This window comes from Lawsonibacter sp. JLR.KK007, from assembly GCF_036941135.1.
Lineage (GTDB): Bacteria > Bacillota > Clostridia > Oscillospirales > Oscillospiraceae > Lawsonibacter.
Window position 1 is genome coordinate 593,806 of sequence record NZ_JAYWSY010000001.1, and the last position, 17,738, is coordinate 611,543.

The 17,738-nt window shown below is 62.8% G+C and carries 14 protein-coding genes and 1 riboswitch; of the genes, 13 read left to right on the forward strand and 1 reads right to left on the reverse strand.

What is annotated here, in order from left to right; all coding sequences use genetic code 11:
- Positions 1–95: 95 nt before the first annotated feature.
- The 4 genes from VV088_RS03465 to VV088_RS03480 all read left to right on the forward strand — a co-directional run bounded on the left by VV088_RS03465 (position 96) and on the right by VV088_RS03480 (position 5,729).
- Positions 96–3,554, forward strand: coding sequence for a DNA polymerase III subunit alpha (locus tag VV088_RS03465; RefSeq protein ID WP_334599396.1), 3,459 nt, complete (start codon positions 96–98; stop codon positions 3,552–3,554).
- A 126-nt stretch (positions 3,555–3,680) separates the two neighbouring features.
- Positions 3,681–4,394: an MgtC/SapB family protein gene (locus VV088_RS03470; protein WP_334599397.1), complete on the forward strand. Its 714-nt coding sequence runs from the start codon at positions 3,681–3,683 to the stop codon at positions 4,392–4,394.
- 11 nt (positions 4,395–4,405) lie between these two features.
- On the forward strand, positions 4,406–5,095 hold the full coding sequence (locus tag VV088_RS03475) for an MgtC/SapB family protein (protein WP_334599398.1): 690 nt from the start codon (positions 4,406–4,408) through the stop codon (positions 5,093–5,095).
- 214 nt (positions 5,096–5,309) lie between these two features.
- Positions 5,310–5,729 carry a YjdF family protein gene (locus tag VV088_RS03480; RefSeq protein WP_334599399.1) on the forward strand — a complete coding sequence of 140 codons (420 nt, stop codon included), beginning with the start codon at positions 5,310–5,312 and terminating at the stop codon, positions 5,727–5,729.
- Between the two features lie 46 nt (positions 5,730–5,775).
- On the opposite strand, the gene VV088_RS03485 is transcribed toward VV088_RS03480, so the two are convergent.
- Positions 5,776–6,402: an ECF transporter S component gene (locus VV088_RS03485; protein ID WP_334599400.1), complete on the reverse strand. Its 627-nt coding sequence runs from the start codon at positions 6,400–6,402 to the stop codon at positions 5,776–5,778.
- A gap of 111 nt (positions 6,403–6,513) precedes the next feature.
- Positions 6,514–6,640, reverse strand: a riboswitch (FMN riboswitch).
- 168 nt (positions 6,641–6,808) lie between these two features.
- Between VV088_RS03485 and pyrH the strand changes: the two genes are divergently transcribed.
- From pyrH to VV088_RS03530, 9 genes are all read left to right on the forward strand, one after another.
- A complete protein-coding gene (gene pyrH, locus VV088_RS03490; RefSeq protein WP_334599401.1) occupies positions 6,809–7,522 on the forward strand; it encodes a UMP kinase in 714 nt (237 codons plus the stop codon).
- A gap of 23 nt (positions 7,523–7,545) precedes the next feature.
- A complete protein-coding gene (gene frr / locus VV088_RS03495) occupies positions 7,546–8,100 on the forward strand; it encodes a ribosome recycling factor (RefSeq protein WP_334599402.1) in 555 nt (184 codons plus the stop codon).
- A gap of 72 nt (positions 8,101–8,172) precedes the next feature.
- A complete protein-coding gene (locus tag VV088_RS03500; RefSeq protein ID WP_334599403.1) occupies positions 8,173–8,919 on the forward strand; it encodes an isoprenyl transferase in 747 nt (248 codons plus the stop codon).
- Between the two features lie 2 nt (positions 8,920–8,921).
- The gene (locus tag VV088_RS03505; RefSeq protein ID WP_334599404.1) at positions 8,922–9,740 is read left to right on the forward strand and encodes a phosphatidate cytidylyltransferase; all 819 of its coding nucleotides are present in this window, start codon (positions 8,922–8,924) and stop codon (positions 9,738–9,740) included.
- 100 nt (positions 9,741–9,840) lie between these two features.
- Positions 9,841–10,977, forward strand: coding sequence for a 1-deoxy-D-xylulose-5-phosphate reductoisomerase (locus VV088_RS03510; protein WP_334599405.1), 1,137 nt, complete (start codon positions 9,841–9,843; stop codon positions 10,975–10,977).
- Between the two features lie 21 nt (positions 10,978–10,998).
- A complete protein-coding gene (locus VV088_RS03515) occupies positions 10,999–12,087 on the forward strand; it encodes a M50 family metallopeptidase (protein ID WP_334599406.1) in 1,089 nt (362 codons plus the stop codon).
- 2 nt (positions 12,088–12,089) lie between these two features.
- On the forward strand, positions 12,090–13,124 hold the full coding sequence (ispG, locus tag VV088_RS03520; RefSeq protein ID WP_334599407.1) for a flavodoxin-dependent (E)-4-hydroxy-3-methylbut-2-enyl-diphosphate synthase: 1,035 nt from the start codon (positions 12,090–12,092) through the stop codon (positions 13,122–13,124).
- On the forward strand, positions 13,124–13,558 hold the full coding sequence (locus tag VV088_RS03525) for a DUF7674 family protein (RefSeq protein ID WP_334599408.1): 435 nt from the start codon (positions 13,124–13,126) through the stop codon (positions 13,556–13,558). The genes ispG and VV088_RS03525 overlap by 1 nt, the downstream gene beginning before the upstream one ends.
- Before the next feature lie 16 nt (positions 13,559–13,574).
- Positions 13,575–17,696: a PolC-type DNA polymerase III gene (locus VV088_RS03530; protein WP_334599409.1), complete on the forward strand. Its 4,122-nt coding sequence runs from the start codon at positions 13,575–13,577 to the stop codon at positions 17,694–17,696.
- Positions 17,697–17,738: the final 42 nt, after the last annotated feature.

Sequence of the window (17,738 nt, forward strand, 5' to 3'; positions counted from 1 at the left end):
TTGGCAAAGGGGACTCCCGGCGGAGCCGGGTGTGTGGGAGCCGAGGCGAAAAGCAGAAGGCTTGGACTGAATGTAAAGAACGAGGAGGTACCGCCATGTCCTTTGTCCACTTGCACTTACATACGGAGTTTTCCCTGCTGGACGGAGCCTGCCGGATCAGCAGGCTGGTGGAGCGGGTGAAGGAGCTGGGCCAGGAGGCGGTGGCCATCACCGATCACGGCAACATGTACGGGGTGGTGGAGTTCTACCGGGCCTGCAAGGGCGCGGGGATCAAGCCTATCATCGGCTGTGAGGTGTACGTGGCCCCCCGGGGGCGCACCCGGTTTCAGAAGGTCCACGAGTTCGACTCCAGCTACAGCCATCTGATCCTCCTCTGCCGGAACGAGGAGGGCTACCGGAATCTGTCCTTTCTGGTGTCCCAGGGCTATCTGGAGGGCTTCTACATCCGTCCCCGGATCGACCTGGACCTGCTGCGGGAGCACGCGGAGGGGCTGATCGCCTGCTCCGCCTGCATCTCGGGCGAAATTCCCAAGCTGCTGCTGGCGGGCCAGTACGACAAGGCCAAGGAGGCAGCCCTGGAGATGCGCGCCCTCTTCGGGGAGGACGGCTACTACCTGGAGATGCAAAACCACGGTCTGGACAAGCAGAAGCAGGTGAATCCCGGCCTCATCCGCCTCAGCCAGGAGACGGGCATCCCCCTCATCGCCACCAACGACGCTCACTACCTGTCCCGGGAGGACGCGCAGCTTCAGGACATCCTCATGTGCATCCAGATGGACAAGACCCTGGACGACCCCGGCCGCATGCGGATGGACAGCCAGGAGTTTTATGTCAAGTCGGAGGAGGAGATGGCCGCCCTCTTCCCCGACCACCCGGAGGCCATTGCCAACACGGCGAAGGTGGCCCAGCTGTGCAATGTGGACTTCCAGTTCGGAACATACCATCTGCCCCAGTTCCAGCTCCCCGAGGGCTGGACCGACGGGGACGCCTACTTTGAAAAGCTGTGCAGCGACGGCTTTGCCTGGCGCTACCCGGAGCCCTCCCCGGAGCAGGAGAAGCGGCTGCGCCACGAGATGGGGGTCATCCGCCAGATGGGCTTTGTGGACTATTTCCTCATCGTCCACGACTTTGTGGCCTACGCCAAGAACCAGGACATCCAGGTGGGTCCCGGCCGGGGCTCGGGGGCGGGTTCCATGGTGTCCTACTGCCTGAACATCACCGACGTGGACCCCATGCGCTACAGCCTCTTCTTTGAGCGGTTCCTCAATCCGGAGCGGATCTCCATGCCCGACCTGGATATCGACTTCTGCGCCCGGCGGCGGCAGGAGGTCATCGACTATGTCAAGAACAAGTACGGCGAGGACCACGTGGCCCAGATCGTCACCTTCAACACCCTCCAGGCCAAGGCGGCGGTGCAGGATGTGGGCCGGGCGATGGGCTTCAGCGTCCAGGAGCGGAATACGCTGTCCAAGCTGATCCCGGACAGCCGGACCACCATCGCCGAGGCTCTGGTGCTGTCCAAGCAGCTGAAGGAGAGCTGCGACAGGGAACCCCGGGTAAAAAAGCTCATCGACGCCGCCATGGCCCTGGAAGGCACCCCTCGGAATGCCTCCGTCCATCCGGCCGGGGTGGTGATTACCCGCCGTCCGGTGGTGGACTACGTCCCTCTGGCCGCCTCCAAGGACGGCCAGCCTGTGACCCAGTACACCGCCAGTCCCTTGGAGGAGCTGGGCCTGCTGAAGATGGACTTTCTCAGCCTGCGCAACATGACCCTGCTGGACGACGCCGCCCGGCTGATCCGGAAAAAGCTCCCCGGCTTTGCCATCAAAAGTATCCCGGACAACGACCCCGAGACCATGGCCATGCTGGCCGAAGGGAAGACCTCCGGGGTGTTTCAGATGGAGTCGCCGGGCATGACCGGAGTGTGCGTCAGTCTGAAGCCCCGGGACATTGAGGATATCACCGCCATCATCGCCCTGTACCGCCCCGGCCCCATGTCCTCCATCCCAAAATTCATCGAGAGCAAGCACAATCCGGAAAAGATCACCTACCGGCACCCCTCCCTGGAACCCATCCTGGCCACCACCTACGGGTGCATTGTCTACCAGGAGCAGGTGATTCAGATTTTCCAGGACCTGGCAGGCTACTCCGTCGGCCAGGCGGACATGGTCCGCCGGGCCATGTCCAAGAAAAAGGCCAAGGACATCCAGCGGGAGCGGGAGGCGTTCCTCCATGGCGACCCCGCCCGGAACATCGCCGGCTGCGCCCAAAACGGCGTGCCGGAGGATGCGGCTCAGGCCATCTATGACGACATCTCCGACTTTGCCGAGTACGCCTTCAATAAATCCCACTCCCTGGTGTACGCCATCGTCAGCTACCAGACCGCCTGGCTCAAGTGCCACCACCCCAAAGAGTACATGGCCGCTCTGCTCACCTCGGTGCTGGACAGCGGCAAAAAGGTGTCCAAATACATCGCCACCTGCCGGGAGATGGGCATCCCGGTCCTGCCTCCCGACGTCAACCAGTCGGGCGCCGACTTCACCGTGGTGGAGGAGGGAATCCGCTTCGGCCTGGTGGCCCTGAAGGGGGTGGGCTGGGGGTTTATCAACAGTCTGCTGGCCGAGCGGGAGCAGAACGGTCCCTTTTCCGACTTTATGGACTTCTGCGACCGGCTTTACGACCACGACATCAACCAGCGCATGGTGGAGAGCCTGATCAAGAGCGGCGCCTTCGACGCCATGGGCTGCCGCCGCTCCCAGCTGATGCGGGTCTTTGGGCAGGCGCTGGACGGCATCGCCGCCACCCGGAAGCGGAACGTGGATGGTCAGATGGATTTGTTCGGACTGGGCGGCGGGGAGGCGGCGATCTCCCTGCCGGCTCTGGTGCTTCCCGATGTGCCAGAGTACAGCCTCCAGGAGATGATGAACATGGAGAAGGAGACCACTGGACTCTATCTCAGCGGCCACCCTATGGACCAGTACCAGGAGCTGGCCAAGCAGCACGGCGCGGCGTCCATCGGCTCCATTCTGGAGGATTTCGAGGAGACGGCGGGTCCCCGGGAGTACCGGGACGGCCAGCGGGTGTCCATCGCCGGAGTCATCGCGGGCGTCAAGACCAAAACCACCCGAAACAACACCCTGATGGCCTATGTCAACCTGGAGGACAGCACCGGCACCATAGAGCTGCTGTGCTTCTCCCGCGTCCTGGACGAGAGCGGGAGCTGTATCAAGGAGAACGTGCCCGTTCTGGCCACCGGGAAGATCTCCGTCCGGGAGGAGAAGGAACCCCAGCTGATGGTGGACTCGGTCAGTCCCCTGTCTCATCTGGAGGCGGTCCAGGGCAAAGGAGAGACCCTGTACCTGCGTCTGCCCAGCCGGGAGGACCCCCGCCTGCGGAAGGTGCGGCTGGCCCTGTCCTTCTTCCCTGGGTCGCAGGAGGTCAAGCTCTACTTTGAGGACTGCAAAAAGCTGCTGGGCTCCCGCTGCGAGATACACCCCGCCCTGGTGCAGGAGCTGACCGAGCGGCTGGGGCAGGAGAATGTGGTGGTGCAGTAGACGAATGCAGCGGCTGTATGGAGCGGTGGGATTTTGAGTGGTGGGGGATAAACTGCTGGTCCCAAACCCCGAAGCTTCTCCAACTGTGCGGAGGAGCTTCGGTCACGAACTGCAAAGGAGAGAAACATGCTGGACGCTCTGCGGGAATTCAATATGCCCTCCGTCCTCCTGCGGCTGACGCTGGCGGTGCTGTGCGGCGGGATGATCGGGGTCAACCGGGAGCACAAGCGGCGTCCGGCGGGCTTTCGCACCTATATGCTGGTGTGCCTGGGGTCCGCCATGACCGGTGTGCTGAGTCAGTATCTGTGGGTGATGATGAATACCCAGTGGGCGGAGGTCTCGGCGCTGCTGGAGAAGAAGATCGACGTCTCCCGCATCGGGGCCAAGGCCATCGGCGGAGTGGGCTTTCTGGGGGCGGGCACCATCCTGATCACCGACCAGTCGGAGGTGAAGGGGCTGACCACCGCGGCGGGGCTGTGGGCCTCGGCCTGCCTGGGCGTGGCCATTGGAGCCGGGTTCTACGAGGGGGCGCTGGCGGGCTTCGCAGCCATTTTCCTGAGCATCAAGGTGCTGCCCCGGATCGAGGAATTTCTGCTGTCCCGGTCCCGGAACATGAATCTGTATGTGGAGCTGGTGTCCCCCGAGCGCCTGCGGGACTTTATCGCCCTGCTGAAGGCCATGGGCATCCAGATCTTCGACGTGGAGCTGGAGCGGAAGGGACAGAGCGGCGGTGGAGTCAGCGTAGTGCTCTATCTGCATTTGCCAAAAAGCCAGTCCCACACCAAACTGCTGGCCAATCTGTCCTACAGCCCGGACGTGCGGGCCATCGACGAGATATAGGAGGCGGGGATATGCTGCACGAATTGGATTTTTTGCGGGGGATGGGCCTGTCCGGCGTTGTCTTCCGGGTGGCGCTGGCGCTGTTGTGCGGCGGCGTGATCGGCATCGAGCGGGCGGAGAAGCGCCGGCCCGCCGGCTTCCGCACCCATATCCTGATCTGTCTGGGGGCGGCCATCGCCGCCATGACCAGCGTGCATTTGTTTGTGACGATGCACTATTATCTGGACGTGGCCCGCATGGGGGCCGGAGTGGTGTCCGGCATCGGTTTTATCGGCGCGGGCACCATCATGGTGACCCGGCGGCGGCGGGTGAAGGGCCTGACCACCGCGGCGGGGCTGTGGGTGGTGGCGATTGTGGGCCTGTGCTGCGGCTTCGGGTTTTACGAGGGGGCGGTGTATACCACCATCCTGGTGCTGGTGGCAGAGGTGTTTTTCTCCAAACTGGAGTACCGTCTGCTCCGGAGCAACCGGGAGATCGGCGTGTATGTGGAGTATACCAAGCCCTCCTGCCTGGAGGAGGTGGTGGACCGGTGCCATATGCTGGGCGTGAAGATTGTAGACCTGGAGATCAACCGGAAAAACGACGAGACCGGGGCGTCCTGCGCTGTTCTGGCCCTCAGCTCCCGGCAGGGAGCGGGGCGGGAGGAGATCTTCCAGGCCCTGACCAGCGTGGACGATGTGCTGGCCGTGGTGGAGACGTAAGGGATATCCAGGAGCAGCACTTACAGAGAAGTGAAACCGCCTCCCATCGCAGAGGGAGGCGGTATTTGCAAAGCTGGTTCGGATCTGGTATAATGGCACTGCAGAGATAAAAACACAGGGCGGTAGGTAGTCCGTCCGCGGGCCGCGCTCCCGTCAGTAACCTTCCCTCCCGGGTCGTCCATTCTCTGACACACAATCAGGGAGGAAACTGAATATGGACCGACATGCAAGCAGCTTTACCGTGCTGTTCCAGCCGCCCTTCTGGGTGGGGATCGCGGAGCGGTGGGACGAGTCAGGGTATTCGGCGGCCAGAGCCGTCTTTGGAGCCGAACCCACCGACGCCCAGCTCTATGAGTGGATCGAAACGGAGTGGCACAGGCTGCGGTTCAGCCCGGCGGCGGAGGGGGAGCGCCCTGCTCCGGAGCACAGGAATCCCAAACGGGTCCAGCGGGAGGCCCGTGCGGCCACCGGGGAGCGGGGCGTCAGCACCCGGGCCCAGGAGGCTCTAAGCCGTCAGCGGGAGCAGGAGGGACTGGCCCGGAAACGGGACGTCCAAAGCCGCCGGGAGCAGGAGCGGCAGGAAAAGTACCTCCTGCGCCAGCAAAAAAAGCGCGCAAAAAAGCGGGGCAGGTGAAAACCTGTCCCGCTTTTGGTGAGAGAGGAGGAGGACTGCTTCCGGTTTATTTGCCGGCGCCGTGGAGGATAGGGGAGAGGGGCTTGTAGACCAGGAAACACAGGGCGGCAGTGAGCAGCCCTTTGAGCAGGGTGAAGGGGGCGTTGAAGATAATCAGGCACTCCAGAAGGCCGTTGACGCCGGGGCGGATCGCCTGATACGCGGCGATGATCTTGTCGATTGCCATGAACTTGGTGTAGACAGGGTAGGAGATGAAGTAGTTGCAGGGGATGGAGAGCAGAGCCATCACCGCCGCCCCGGCCAGCGCGCCGATGAGGGCGCTCTTCCGGGACTTCTTGTAGTGGTAGATCACCCCGGCGGTAAAGGAGAAGGCGGCGCCCAGGATGAAATTGCACAGCTCGCCGGCGTAGGCGGTGGAGGTGCCCTTGATGATGACCTTGAGCAGGTTCTTCAGGAAGGTGACGGTCACGCCGTACCAGGGCCCCAGGGAGAAGGCGGCCAGCAGCTCGGGCAGGTCAGCGATGTCCATTTTGATGAAGGCGGGGATCAGGAAGGGGATGGGGAAGTCGAAGATGTTCAGGACGCAGGCCACCGCCGAGAGCATAGCGGTGACGGTGATGGCCCGGGTGGAGATGGCGCGTCTGGAATGGGAGACAGTGGCGGGATTGGACATAAAAAACACTCCTTTTTTGTATTTGACCGCTGAAAGACCATGTCTTCCAGGTGTCAAAACAAACAAGGAGGCGTGCTTGCGCGCACCAAAACGGCGCGTGTTTTGTTTCACACACATCTTCTTCCATCCGGACTGTAACCGTTGGTCCCGGAGTTTCACCGGGTCAGCGGACACGTTTCCGTGTCCGGTCGCGGACTTTACCGCCAGTGGGGAATTTCACCCCGCCCTGAAGACATCGTATCCAGTTGTCTGCTCTATTATACGACAGCGGCGGAGAAAATGCAACCCCTAATTTTCGCCGGACGGGCAAATTGTGGACAATTTGAAAAAGTTTGACTTACCCTCTATGCAAACGGTAAAAAATATATTAAAATAGAGGCAAGAAAACGAACAGGAGGGGTAGTTCATGGATCAGCCCAAGTATAAACGCGTGCTGCTGAAAATCAGCGGCGAAGCCCTGGCAGGAGAGGCTTCCCGGGGGTTGGACTTCCAGGTGATCGGCCGGGTCTGCGACGTGATCAAACGCTGTGTGGACCGTGGGGTCCAGGTGGGCGTTGTGGTAGGCGGCGGCAACTTCTGGCGGGGTGTGAAGGACGGCGGCGGAGCCATGGAGCGGGTCCGGGCCGATCATATGGGTATGCTGGCCACCGCCATCAACGCCTTGGCCGTGGCCGACGTGCTGGAGCAGAAGGGGGTGGAGGTCCGGGTACAGACCGCCATCGGGATGCAGGCCGTGGCCGAGCCCTACATCCGCTCCAAGGCCATCCGCCATCTGGAGAAGGGCCGCGTGGTCATTTTCGGCTGCGGCACCGGCAATCCTTTCTTCTCCACCGACACCGCCGCCGTTCTCCGGGCCGCCGAGATCGACGCGGACGTCATCCTCCTGGCCAAGAACATCGACGGCGTCTACTCCGCCGACCCCAAGCTGGACCCCACCGCCACGAAGTACGACGCCATTTCCTACGACGACGTTTTGGCTCAGCACCTGAAGGTGATGGACTCCACCGCCACATCGCTGTCGATGGACAACAAGATCCCGGTGCTCCTCTTCGCACTCAAGGACCCGGAAAACATCTACCGCGCGGTGATGGGCGAGACCATTGGGACCATTGTGGGATAAAAACAAGAAAGGAAGTAATGACCATGAGCCCTGAGATCGTAAGCTATGATGAGAGAATGCAGAAGACCATTGAGGTGGTTAAATCCAATTTCGCCGCCGTCCGGGCGGGCCGGGCCAACGCCGGCGTGCTGGACCGGATCATGGTGGAGTATTACGGCGCTCCCACGCCGCTGAACCAGGTGGCCAACATCGGTTCCCCCGATCCCCGGACCCTGACCATCCAGCCCTACGACATGTCCCTGCTGAAGGCCATTGAGAAGGCCATCCAGACCTCCGACCTGGGCATCAACCCCCAGAACGACGGCCGGGTCCTCCGTCTGGCCTTCCCCCAGCTCACCGAGGAGCGCCGCAAGGAGCTGACCAAGCAGGTGCGCAAGTACGGCGAGGAGGGCAAGGTGGCCCTGCGGAACATTCGCCGGGACGCCATGGATGACATCAAGAAGAAGACCAAAAAGTCCGAGCTGACCGAGGACGACCAGAAGAAGCTGGAGAAGGAGCTTCAGGACATGACCGACAAGCGGTGCAAGGACATCGACGACCTGACCGCCAAGAAGGAAAAGGAACTGATGGCGGTGTAACTGCAGACAGCGGGCCGGTGAGGACACCGGCCCGTTTCCCGGCATAGAAACATGAAAAAGGAGCGACCGCCCATGGCCCTCTTTTCCAAAAAAATGGCAGCGCAGACCGAGGTGGACTTCTCCCGTCTGCCCCGGCACATCGCCATCATTATGGACGGCAACGGCCGCTGGGCCAAGAAGCGGGGCCTGCCCCGAACGGCAGGTCATGCGGCGGGAGCGGAGACCTTCCGCACCATTGCCACCTACTGCAAGGACATCGGCCTGGACTACCTCACCGTCTATGCGTTCTCCTCAGAAAACTGGAAGCGGCCGGAGGAGGAGGTGGGAGCCATTATGGGCCTGCTGAAAAAGTACCTGCTGGAGGCCATCGCCCAGATGGAGCGGGACCGGGTGAAGATGGAATTTTTTGGCGACCTGTCCCCCCTGACCCCGGAGCTGCGGGAGTTGTGTGAGCGGACCCGGGAAATTTCCCGGCACTACGAGGGCTGTCAGGTGAACATCTGCCTGAACTACGGGGGCCGGGACGAGCTGGTCCGGGCGGCCCGGGCCTTTGCCCAGGACTGCATCGACGGCAAAGCCGATCCCAATCACCTGACGGTGGACCGGTTCGGCGGCTATCTCTACTCCCAGGGCGTCCCCGACCCGGATCTGGTGATCCGCACCAGCGGGGAGCTGCGGCTGTCCAACTTTTTGCTATGGCAGGCGGCCTATTCGGAGTTTTATATCACGGATGTGCTGTGGCCCGACTTCTCTAAGGAGGAGCTCCACCGGGCCATTGCCGCGTATCAAAGCCGGGACCGCCGGTTTGGAGGTGTGTAGCGTTGGCAACTCGGATTCTTGTGGGTGTGGCGCTGGGACCGGCCTTTCTGGCGGCCCTCTACCTTCTGCCCCCCCTGGCGCTGGCGGTGCTGGTGGCCTTTATCGCCGGGATGGCCTCCTTCGAGCTGCTGCGGGCCGCTCAGGTGCCCCACCACAATGGGATGTACGCCGTCACCGCCGTGGCCGCCGTCCTGATCCCCCTGGGACACGGGGTGGGCTTCGGCGGCTGGACCGCCCGGGCGGCGGCCCTTTTGCTGATGGCGGCTCTGTTCCTCCCGGCCCTGCGTCAGTACGGCGCGGAGGGGGAGATCAGCTTCAGCAGCATTATGGTCTGCCTCTTCGGCGGCATCGGCATCCCGGTCTTTTTGTCCGCCCTGGTGCAGCTGAAGTGGTTTGACTGCGGACAGTTTTACGTGCTGCTGCCGGTGATCTGCGCCTTCACCACCGATATCGGGGCGTACTTTTTTGGAGTCTTTCTGGGGCGGCACCGGGGGATCACCCAGGTCAGCCCCAACAAGTCGCTGGAGGGCTACATCGGAGGCATCGTCACCGGGTGCCTGTGCATGCTGCTCTACGGCTGGCTGGTGCAGTATTTTGGCGGGGTGACAGTCAAACTGCCGGTTATGGCTCTGTACGGCCTGCTGGGCAGCGCCATCACCGAGCTGGGGGACCTGTCCTTTTCTCTGATCAAGCGGCAGCACCATGTGAAGGACTACGGCGCCCTTCTGCCCGGCCACGGCGGGATGTTGGACCGGTTTGATTCCACCACCTTCGCGGCCCCCATGCTGCTGCTGCTGGTGGAGGTTCTGCCGGCGTTTTGAGAACAGCGTCCCCGTCCCGCCGCAGCGGCAGAAGCCTCCCTTTGCAACGGGGGGATTTTGGATGCAATCCTGGGGTGTTTGCATAGAAAGGAACACAATTATGAGCCAAAAGGTGACAGTTTTAGGTTCCACCGGTTCCATCGGGCGGCAGTCCTTGGAAGTGATTGCCGCCTGCGGCATGGAGGCCGCGGCGCTGGCGGCCAACTCCAGCGTCAAGCTGATGGAGGAGCAGGCCCGGCGGTTTCGGCCGGCCATTGCCGCCCTGGCGGACGAGAAGGCCGCCGCCGACCTGCGGGTCCGTTTGGCGGACACCAACATCCACGTCCTCAGCGGGCTGGAGGGGGTGCTGGAGGCGGCCACCATCTCCAGCGCGGACGCGGCCATTGCCGCCCTGGTGGGCATGGCGGGCCTGCGGCCCACCCTGGCCGCCATCCGGGAGGGTAAGCGGGTCTGCCTGGCCAACAAGGAGACGCTGGTCTGCGCCGGCCCCCTTGTCCTGGAGGAGGCCAAGGACTACGGCGCGAAGCTCTACCCGGTGGATTCGGAGCACTCCGCTCTGTTCCAGTGCCTGGAGGCCAACCGGGACCGGGGCGAGGTGAAGCGGCTGATCCTCACCTGCTCCGGCGGGCCCTTTTACGGCAGAACGCGGGCGGAGCTGGCCGGCATAACGGTGGAGGACGCCCTGAAGCATCCCAACTGGTCCATGGGGGCCAAGATCACCGTGGACTCCGCCACCCTGATGAACAAGGGCCTGGAGGTTATCGAGGCCATGCACCTGTATCGCATGCCGGTGGAAAAAATTTCGGTTGTGGTCCATCGGGAGAGTATGATCCACTCGTTGGTGGAATACTGTGATAATGCCATGCTGGCTCAGCTGGGCGCGCCCGATATGCGCCTGCCCATCCAGTACGCCCTGACCTACCCCAAGCGGGTGCCCGGACCGTCTGCCCCTCTGGACCTGTGGAACTGCGGCCCTCTCACCTTCGGCGCCCCCGACCTGGAGGCTTTTCCCTGTCTGGCCCTGGCCCTGGAGGCGGCTAAGACCGGCGGCACCGCGGGGGCCATCCTCAACGGGGCCAACGAGGAGGCTGTCGCCCAGTTCCTGGCGGGGAAGACCGGCTTTTTGGACATCGCCGCCAAGGTGGAGAAGGCCATGGCCCAGGTGCCGCCGGTCCAGAACCCCACCATGCAGGACATCCTGGACGCGGACCAGGCGGCCCGGGAGTCTGTTATGTAAACCTTTGGAGGCGTATTTCCTATGCTTTATATCATCGTCGCGATTCTGATCTTCGGCGTTCTGGTGGCCACCCATGAGCTGGGCCACTTCGCCACCGCCAAGCTGCTGGGGGTGAAGGTGAACGAGTTCGCTATCGGCATGGGCCCTGTCATCTGGCAGAGCCGGAAAAATACGGAGGAGCCTCGGGAAGGAGAGGGCACCGTATACAGCCTGCGCCTGCTGCCCATTGGCGGCTTCTGCGCCCTGGAGGGGGACGACGAGGACTCGGCCGATCCCCGTTCCTTCGGCAAAGCGGCCTGGTGGAAGAAGATCATCATCCTGTGCGCCGGGGCTTTTATGAATTTCATCACCGGGGTGGTCATCATCGCCGTCCTCTACGCTCCGGCCCAAGGGTTCCGGGTGGAGGTGTTTGGCGGTCCCCTGGAGGGCTATGGCACCGAGGACTGCGGCCTGCTGGCCGGGGACCGGTTCCTGTCGGTGGACGGCCACCGGGTGCTGGTTTACGGCAACGCCCGTTTTTACCTGGACCGGGCGGGGGAGACCATCGACTTCGTGGTGGAGCGGGACGGCCAGCGGGTGGAGCTGAAGGACGTCCACCTGCCCTATCAGGAGCGCACCGATGAGAATGGCAATTATACCCGCCTGCGGGGGCTGTCCATGGCGGTCACCGCCGACCCGACGGACTTTTTGGGGACGCTGGGCTATTCCTGGAAGACCGCCGTCGACTTTGTCCGTCTGGGGTGGATCAGTCTGGGCGACCTCATCACCGGCGCGGTGGGCCTGCGGGATATGTCCGGCCCGGTGGGTATTGTGAACATGATGGGGGAGGTGGGCAGCCAGTCTCCCACCCTCCTGGATGCCGCCTGGAACCTGGGCTATCTGGCGGCGCTGATCGCCGTCAACCTGGCGGTGATGAACCTGCTCCCCCTGCCCGCTCTGGACGGGGGCCGGGTGTTCTTTCTGGCGCTCAACGGCCTGATCTACGGGCTGTTTCGCCGGAAAATCGATGCGAAGTACGAGGGCTACGTCCACCTGGCCGGCCTGGCCGCCCTCATGTGCCTGATGCTGGCGGTCACCCTCAGCGACGTGGGCAAGCTGTTCGGGAGGTAAGCATGACAAAACAGATCAACGTGGGCGGCGTCCTCATTGGAGGGGGCGCTCCCGTTACCATTCAGTCCATGACCAACACCCCCACCCAGGACGTGGAGGCCACGGTGGCCCAGATCAAGAAGCTGGCCGCCGCCGGGTGTGAGATCGTCCGGGTGGCGGTGCCCGACATGGAGGCCGCCCGGGCGGTGGGGAAGATCAAGGAGCAAAGCCCCATCCCCGTGGTGGTGGACATCCACTTCGACTATAAGCTGGCGCTGGAGGCCATCGCCGCCGGGGCGGATAAGGTGCGCATCAACCCGGGGAACATCGGGGGAGCTTACTATGTGAAACAGGTGGCGGACGCTTGCCGTTTACATAATATCCCGATCCGCATCGGGGTGAACAGCGGTTCGCTGGAACGGGAAGTAAAGGCACGGTATGGTGTGACTTACAGGGGTATGGTGGAGTCCGCCATACGACAGATCCGACTGCTGGAGCGGTACGATTTTACGGACATCTGCGTCTCGCTGAAGGCTTCCAATGTACAGACTGCGGTGCAGGCATATTGGCTCATGCACCTGCGGGAGGAATACCCTCTGCACCTGGGCGTCACCGAGGCGGGGACGGTGCGGATGGGCACGCTCAAGTCCGCCGTGGGCATCGGGGGCCTGCTGGCCCTGGGGGTGGGGGACACCATGCGGGTGTCCCTGTCCGCCGACCCGGTGGAGGAAATTTACGCCGCGAGGGAGATTCTGAAGGCGGCGGGGGTGCGCCGGGAGGGTCCGGAGCTGGTGAGCTGCCCCACCTGCGGGCGGACAAAAATTGACCTGATCGCCCTGGCCAATGAGGTGGAGGAGCGGCTGAAGCCGGTGGACAAGCCCATCACCGTGGCGGTCATGGGCTGCGCCGTCAACGGCCCCGGCGAGGCCGCCGCCGCCGACTGCGGCATTGCCGGAGGCGTGGGCGAGGGCCTGCTCTTCCAGAAGGGGGAGATCGTCAAAAAGGTCCCCCAGGAGCGGCTGGTGGATGAGCTGTTTGCCCTGATCGAGACGCTGTAATGGACAAGGAATATTTTGCCCGGAGGCTGTCAGAGCAGTTCCCTGAGTTTCGGACGGCCTATGCGGAGCACCTGGAGTATTATGAGGTGCTTTTAGGGCACGTCTTTTTCGGCAGCGAGACCCTGCTGGGAGCGTTGGAGCGGCTGCTGAAGACCAACCGGGAGAGGGAAACCATCCGCCGGTACATTGACTTTGTGGAGGACATGTACGCCAATGGGGACGACGATGTGCGGAATATTGTGGAAGTTACCCTTCTGGAGTGCCTGGGGGATGACGAAACCATTTTGCGCAACGCCTTTTCTTATTTCTCTGAGAAGCTGATGCTGGCCTCTCAGTCCGTTGAGAGGGACTGGGGCCGCCGGGAGATTCGCATCTGGCATAAAAACGGCCGGACCCTGTACGACTGGGACTGGCCGTCCAAACCGAACACATGAACAGGAGAGCGACTGAATGTCCCAAAAGATACCATTTTTACAGATGTTTGCCGCCCTGCGCCAGTGGACCGAGCTGTGCAACGGGGTGGAGGGCTGGCTGATCCTGTCCGCCGCCATCGACAAGGCCAGCCGCAGCGCCAAGATCACGGTGGAGGGGGCCTCCGGGGCAGGCCCGAACCTGATCATCCAGGCGGAGGAGGCACTGTGCCGGGCCTACGGCCTGACCAGCGTGAAGATCGAGGCGGCGGAGGCCGCTGCCCCTCCGGACCCGGAGGTTCCCGACGCGCCGGAACCGCCCAAGCCCGAGAAGGAGCTGGACCCCTTTGCCCGCACGGAGGCCATCCGCCGGGCGGCGCTGAAACACACCCCCCGTCCCGCTCCGCCCAAGGGGGACAAAAAGCCCCAGGGCAAGGTTGTCTTCGGCCGGCCCGTCACCAAGGCCCCGGTCCCAATCCGGGATCTGGAACTGGATATGGGCGCCGTGGTGGTGGAGGGGGACGTCTTCGCCATCGACAACAAGGAGCTGAAAAAGCGGGGAGCCTGGGTGGTGGCCTTCGATATCACGGACTACACCGGCTCCATCCGGGTGAACAAGTTCTTTCCCGGCGAGGAGGGGAAGCCTCTGGTGGACGGGATCAAAAAGGGGATGCACGTCAAGGTCCAGGGCCGGCTGAACCTGGACCGTTTTTACGGCGATATGGTGCTGGAGCCGGCGGCGGTCAGTGTGACGGAGGTCACTCCCCGGATGGACACCGCCCCAGAGAAACGGGTGGAGCTCCATCTGCACACCAACATGTCCGCCATGGACGCCTTGACGGCGGTGGGCTTCAAGACCGACTCCACCATCGGCCGGGACAAGAACGTGATCAAGCGGGCCGAGGCCTGGGGCCACCCGGCCATCGCCATCACCGACCACGGGGTGGCCCACGCCTTCCCCAACGCCAAGCACTCGGCCAAGAAAATCAAGGTCCTCTTCGGCGTGGAGGCCTACTACATCAACGACGTGGACGACCGGGTGGCGGTCCACGGGGAGACAGACGCCCCCTTCAACAGCGAGATCGTCTGCTTCGACATTGAGACCACCGGCCTGAACAAGAAGTACGAGGTCATCATCGAGATCGGCGCAGTGGTGCTGAAAAACGGGAAGATTACCGATACCTTCAACACCTTCGCCGCCCCGGGGCGCATGCTGCCTCCGGAGATCATCCGCCTCACCGGCATCACCGACGAGATGCTGGCCGGAGCGCCCTCTCAGGAGGAGGCGCTGCGGGCCTTTTTGGCCTTTGCCGGGGACCGGCCCCTGGCCGCCCACAACGCCGACTTCGACATGGGCTTTATCGCCGCCGGGTGTGAGAAGTACAGCATCCCCTTCCACAACCCTTCGGTGGACAGCCTGATTCTGGCCCAGAACCTGCTGCCCGAACTGGGCAAGTACAAGCTGGATATCGTGGCCGAGCACCTGCATCTGCCCGCCTTCAACCACCACCGGGCCAGCGATGACGCGGCAACGGTGGCCTACATGCTCCCCCACTTCTTTCGAAAGCTGGAGGCGCTGGGGTTCCATGACCTGTCCCAGGTAAACCCTTACATGCGCACCATCCGGGGGAAGGGCAAGGCCAAGCGCCAGCCCAAGCACCTCATCGTGCTGGCCAAGAACCAGACCGGCCTGCGCAACCTGTACAAGCTGGTATCCCTGTCCTATCTGGACCACTTCAAGCGATACCCCATCATGCCAAAATCCCTCATCAACGAGAACCGGGAGGGGCTGATCCTGGGCTCCGCCTGCGAGGCGGGGGAGCTGTTCCGGGCTCTGACCGACGGGAAAAGCTGGGAGGAGCTGAAACGCATTGCCTCCTGGTATGACTATCTGGAGATCCAGCCCATCTGCAACAACATGTTCATGCTCCGCAAGGGGCTGGTGCGGTCGGAGGAGGAGCTGCGGGACTTCAACCGGGCCATCGTCAAGCTGGGGGAGGAGCTGGGCAAGCCGGTGTGCGCCACCGGGGACGTCCACTTCCTGGACCCGGAGGACGAGGTCTACCGCCACATCCTGCTGGCCTCGAAGGGATTTGAGGACGCCGACGAGAGCCTGCCCATCTACTTCAAGACCACCGATGAGATGCTCCAGGAGTTTGCCTATCTGGGGGAGGAGAAAGCGAAGGAGGTGGTGGTGACCAACACCAACCTCATCGCCAGCTGGTGCGACCCCATTGAGCCTCTGCCCCAGGGTCTGTTCGCCCCCAAGCTGGAGAACTCCGATGGGGAGCTGAAGCAGCTGGTGTGGGGCAAAGCCCACGAGCTGTACGGGGAGGACCCGCCCAAAATCGTGGTGGACCGCATCGAGACGGAGCTGGGAGACATCATCCGATGCAAGTACGACGTTATCTACATGTCCGCCCAGAAGCTGGTGCAGAACTCCCTGGAGCACGGCTATCTGGTGGGGTCCCGGGGCTCGGTGGGTTCGTCTCTGGTGGCCTACATGTCGGGCATCACCGAGGTCAACTCCCTGCCTGCCCACTACCGCTGCCCCAAGTGCAAGCACACCGACTTCGACTACGCCCAGGACCCCGCCCACCCCTATGGCTGCGGGGCGGATATGCCCGACGCGGTCTGTCCGGTCTGCGGGACCCCGTATGTGAAGGACGGCTTCAACATCCCCTTTGAGACCTTTTTGGGCTTTGGCGGCGACAAGGTGCCCGATATCGACTTGAACTTCTCTGGCGAGTACCAGTCCAGCGCCCACAAATACACCTTTGAGCTGTTTGGCCAGACCCACGTCTTCCGGGCGGGGACCATCGGCGCGGTGGCCGAGAAGACCGCCTTCGGCTATGTGAAAAAGTATCTGGAAGAGAAGGGGAAGACGGTCTCCAAGGCGGAGGAGAACCGGCTGGCCATTGGGTGCACCGGAGTGAAGCGCACCACCGGCCAGCACCCCGGCGGCATGGTGGTCATCCCCCAGGACCGGGAGATCTACGACTTCTGCCCCGTCCAGCACCCCGCCGACGACCCCAACAGCGATATCATCACCACCCACTTTGAGTACCACTCCATGGAGTCCAACCTGCTGAAGCTGGACATGCTGGGCCACGACGACCCCTCCATGATTCGGATGCTGGAGGACCTGACCGGCGTGAAGGTCCGGGATATCCCCCTGGACGACAAAGACACCATGTCGCTGTTTACCTCCTCCAAGGCGTTGGGCTTTGAGAACGACCCGGTGATGGGCCCCACCGGCGCGGTGGCCATCCCGGAGTTCAATACGCCCTTCACCCGGGGGGTGCTGGTGGAGACGCAGCCCACCCAGATTGATACCCTGCTGCGCATTTCCGGCTTTACCCACGGTACCGACGTGTGGCTGGGCAACGCCCGGGACCTGATTTTGCAGAACAACATTCCTGTTGGCGAGGTCATCGGCTGCCGCGACGACATTATGCTGTTTCTGATTTCCAAGGGGCTGGACCCCAAGCGGGCGTTCAAGATTATGGAGTCGGTCCGAAAGGGCCGGGGCCTGCCCGACGGGGCAGAGGAGGAGATGAAGGCCGCCGGGGTCCCGGACTGGTACATCACCTCCTGCAAGAAGATTGCCTACCTGTTCCCCAAGGCCCACGCCGTGGCTTACGTGATGATGGCCTTTCGCATCGCTTGGTTCAAGGTTCACTACCCCCTGGCCTTTTATGCCGCCTTCTTCTCCATCCGGGCCAAAGCCTTTGACGAGGTTTATATGTGCCGTGGGATGGACGTGTGCCGGAAGAAAATGCGGGAAATTGTGGCCAAGGACAAGGAGGCCACCGCTGTGGAGAAGGATATGCTCACCACCTTGGAGGTGTGCTACGAGTTCTACCTCCGGGGCTTCCAGTTTGAGCGGATGGACATCTACCAGTCCCAGGCCACCCGGTTCACCATGGACCTGGAAAAAGGGACCCTGCGGCCCCCTTTTGTCTCGGTGGCCGGGCTGGGAGAGACGGCCGCCCTCTCCCTGGCGGAGCAGCGGGAGGGGCGGGAGTTTGTCTCCATTGAGGAGATCGCCGCCGCCTGTCCCAAGGTATCCAAGACCCATATCCAGCTGCTGAAGGAGGCGGGCGCCTTCGGCGGCCTGCCCGAGACCAGCCAGATGGACCTGTTTTCCCTGTTTGGCTAGGGGAGCGCGTCGGACCTGCCGGACAGGAGGGCTTTGGAATTT

Coding starts and splice junctions, on each gene's coding strand:
- VV088_RS03465 (WP_334599396.1), top strand. CDS start 96: ATGTCCTTTGTCCACTTGCACTTACATACGGAGTTTTCCCTGCTGGAC.
- VV088_RS03470 (WP_334599397.1), top strand. CDS start 3,681: ATGCTGGACGCTCTGCGGGAATTCAATATGCCCTCCGTCCTCCTGCGG.
- VV088_RS03475 (WP_334599398.1), top strand. CDS start 4,406: ATGCTGCACGAATTGGATTTTTTGCGGGGGATGGGCCTGTCCGGCGTT.
- VV088_RS03480 (WP_334599399.1), top strand. CDS start 5,310: ATGGACCGACATGCAAGCAGCTTTACCGTGCTGTTCCAGCCGCCCTTC.
- VV088_RS03485 (WP_334599400.1), bottom strand. CDS start 6,402: ATGTCCAATCCCGCCACTGTCTCCCATTCCAGACGCGCCATCTCCACC.
- pyrH (WP_334599401.1), top strand. CDS start 6,809: ATGGATCAGCCCAAGTATAAACGCGTGCTGCTGAAAATCAGCGGCGAA.
- frr (WP_334599402.1), top strand. CDS start 7,546: ATGAGCCCTGAGATCGTAAGCTATGATGAGAGAATGCAGAAGACCATT.
- VV088_RS03500 (WP_334599403.1), top strand. CDS start 8,173: ATGGCCCTCTTTTCCAAAAAAATGGCAGCGCAGACCGAGGTGGACTTC.
- VV088_RS03510 (WP_334599405.1), top strand. CDS start 9,841: ATGAGCCAAAAGGTGACAGTTTTAGGTTCCACCGGTTCCATCGGGCGG.
- VV088_RS03515 (WP_334599406.1), top strand. CDS start 10,999: ATGCTTTATATCATCGTCGCGATTCTGATCTTCGGCGTTCTGGTGGCC.
- ispG (WP_334599407.1), top strand. CDS start 12,090: ATGACAAAACAGATCAACGTGGGCGGCGTCCTCATTGGAGGGGGCGCT.
- VV088_RS03525 (WP_334599408.1), top strand. CDS start 13,124: ATGGACAAGGAATATTTTGCCCGGAGGCTGTCAGAGCAGTTCCCTGAG.
- VV088_RS03530 (WP_334599409.1), top strand. CDS start 13,575: ATGTCCCAAAAGATACCATTTTTACAGATGTTTGCCGCCCTGCGCCAG.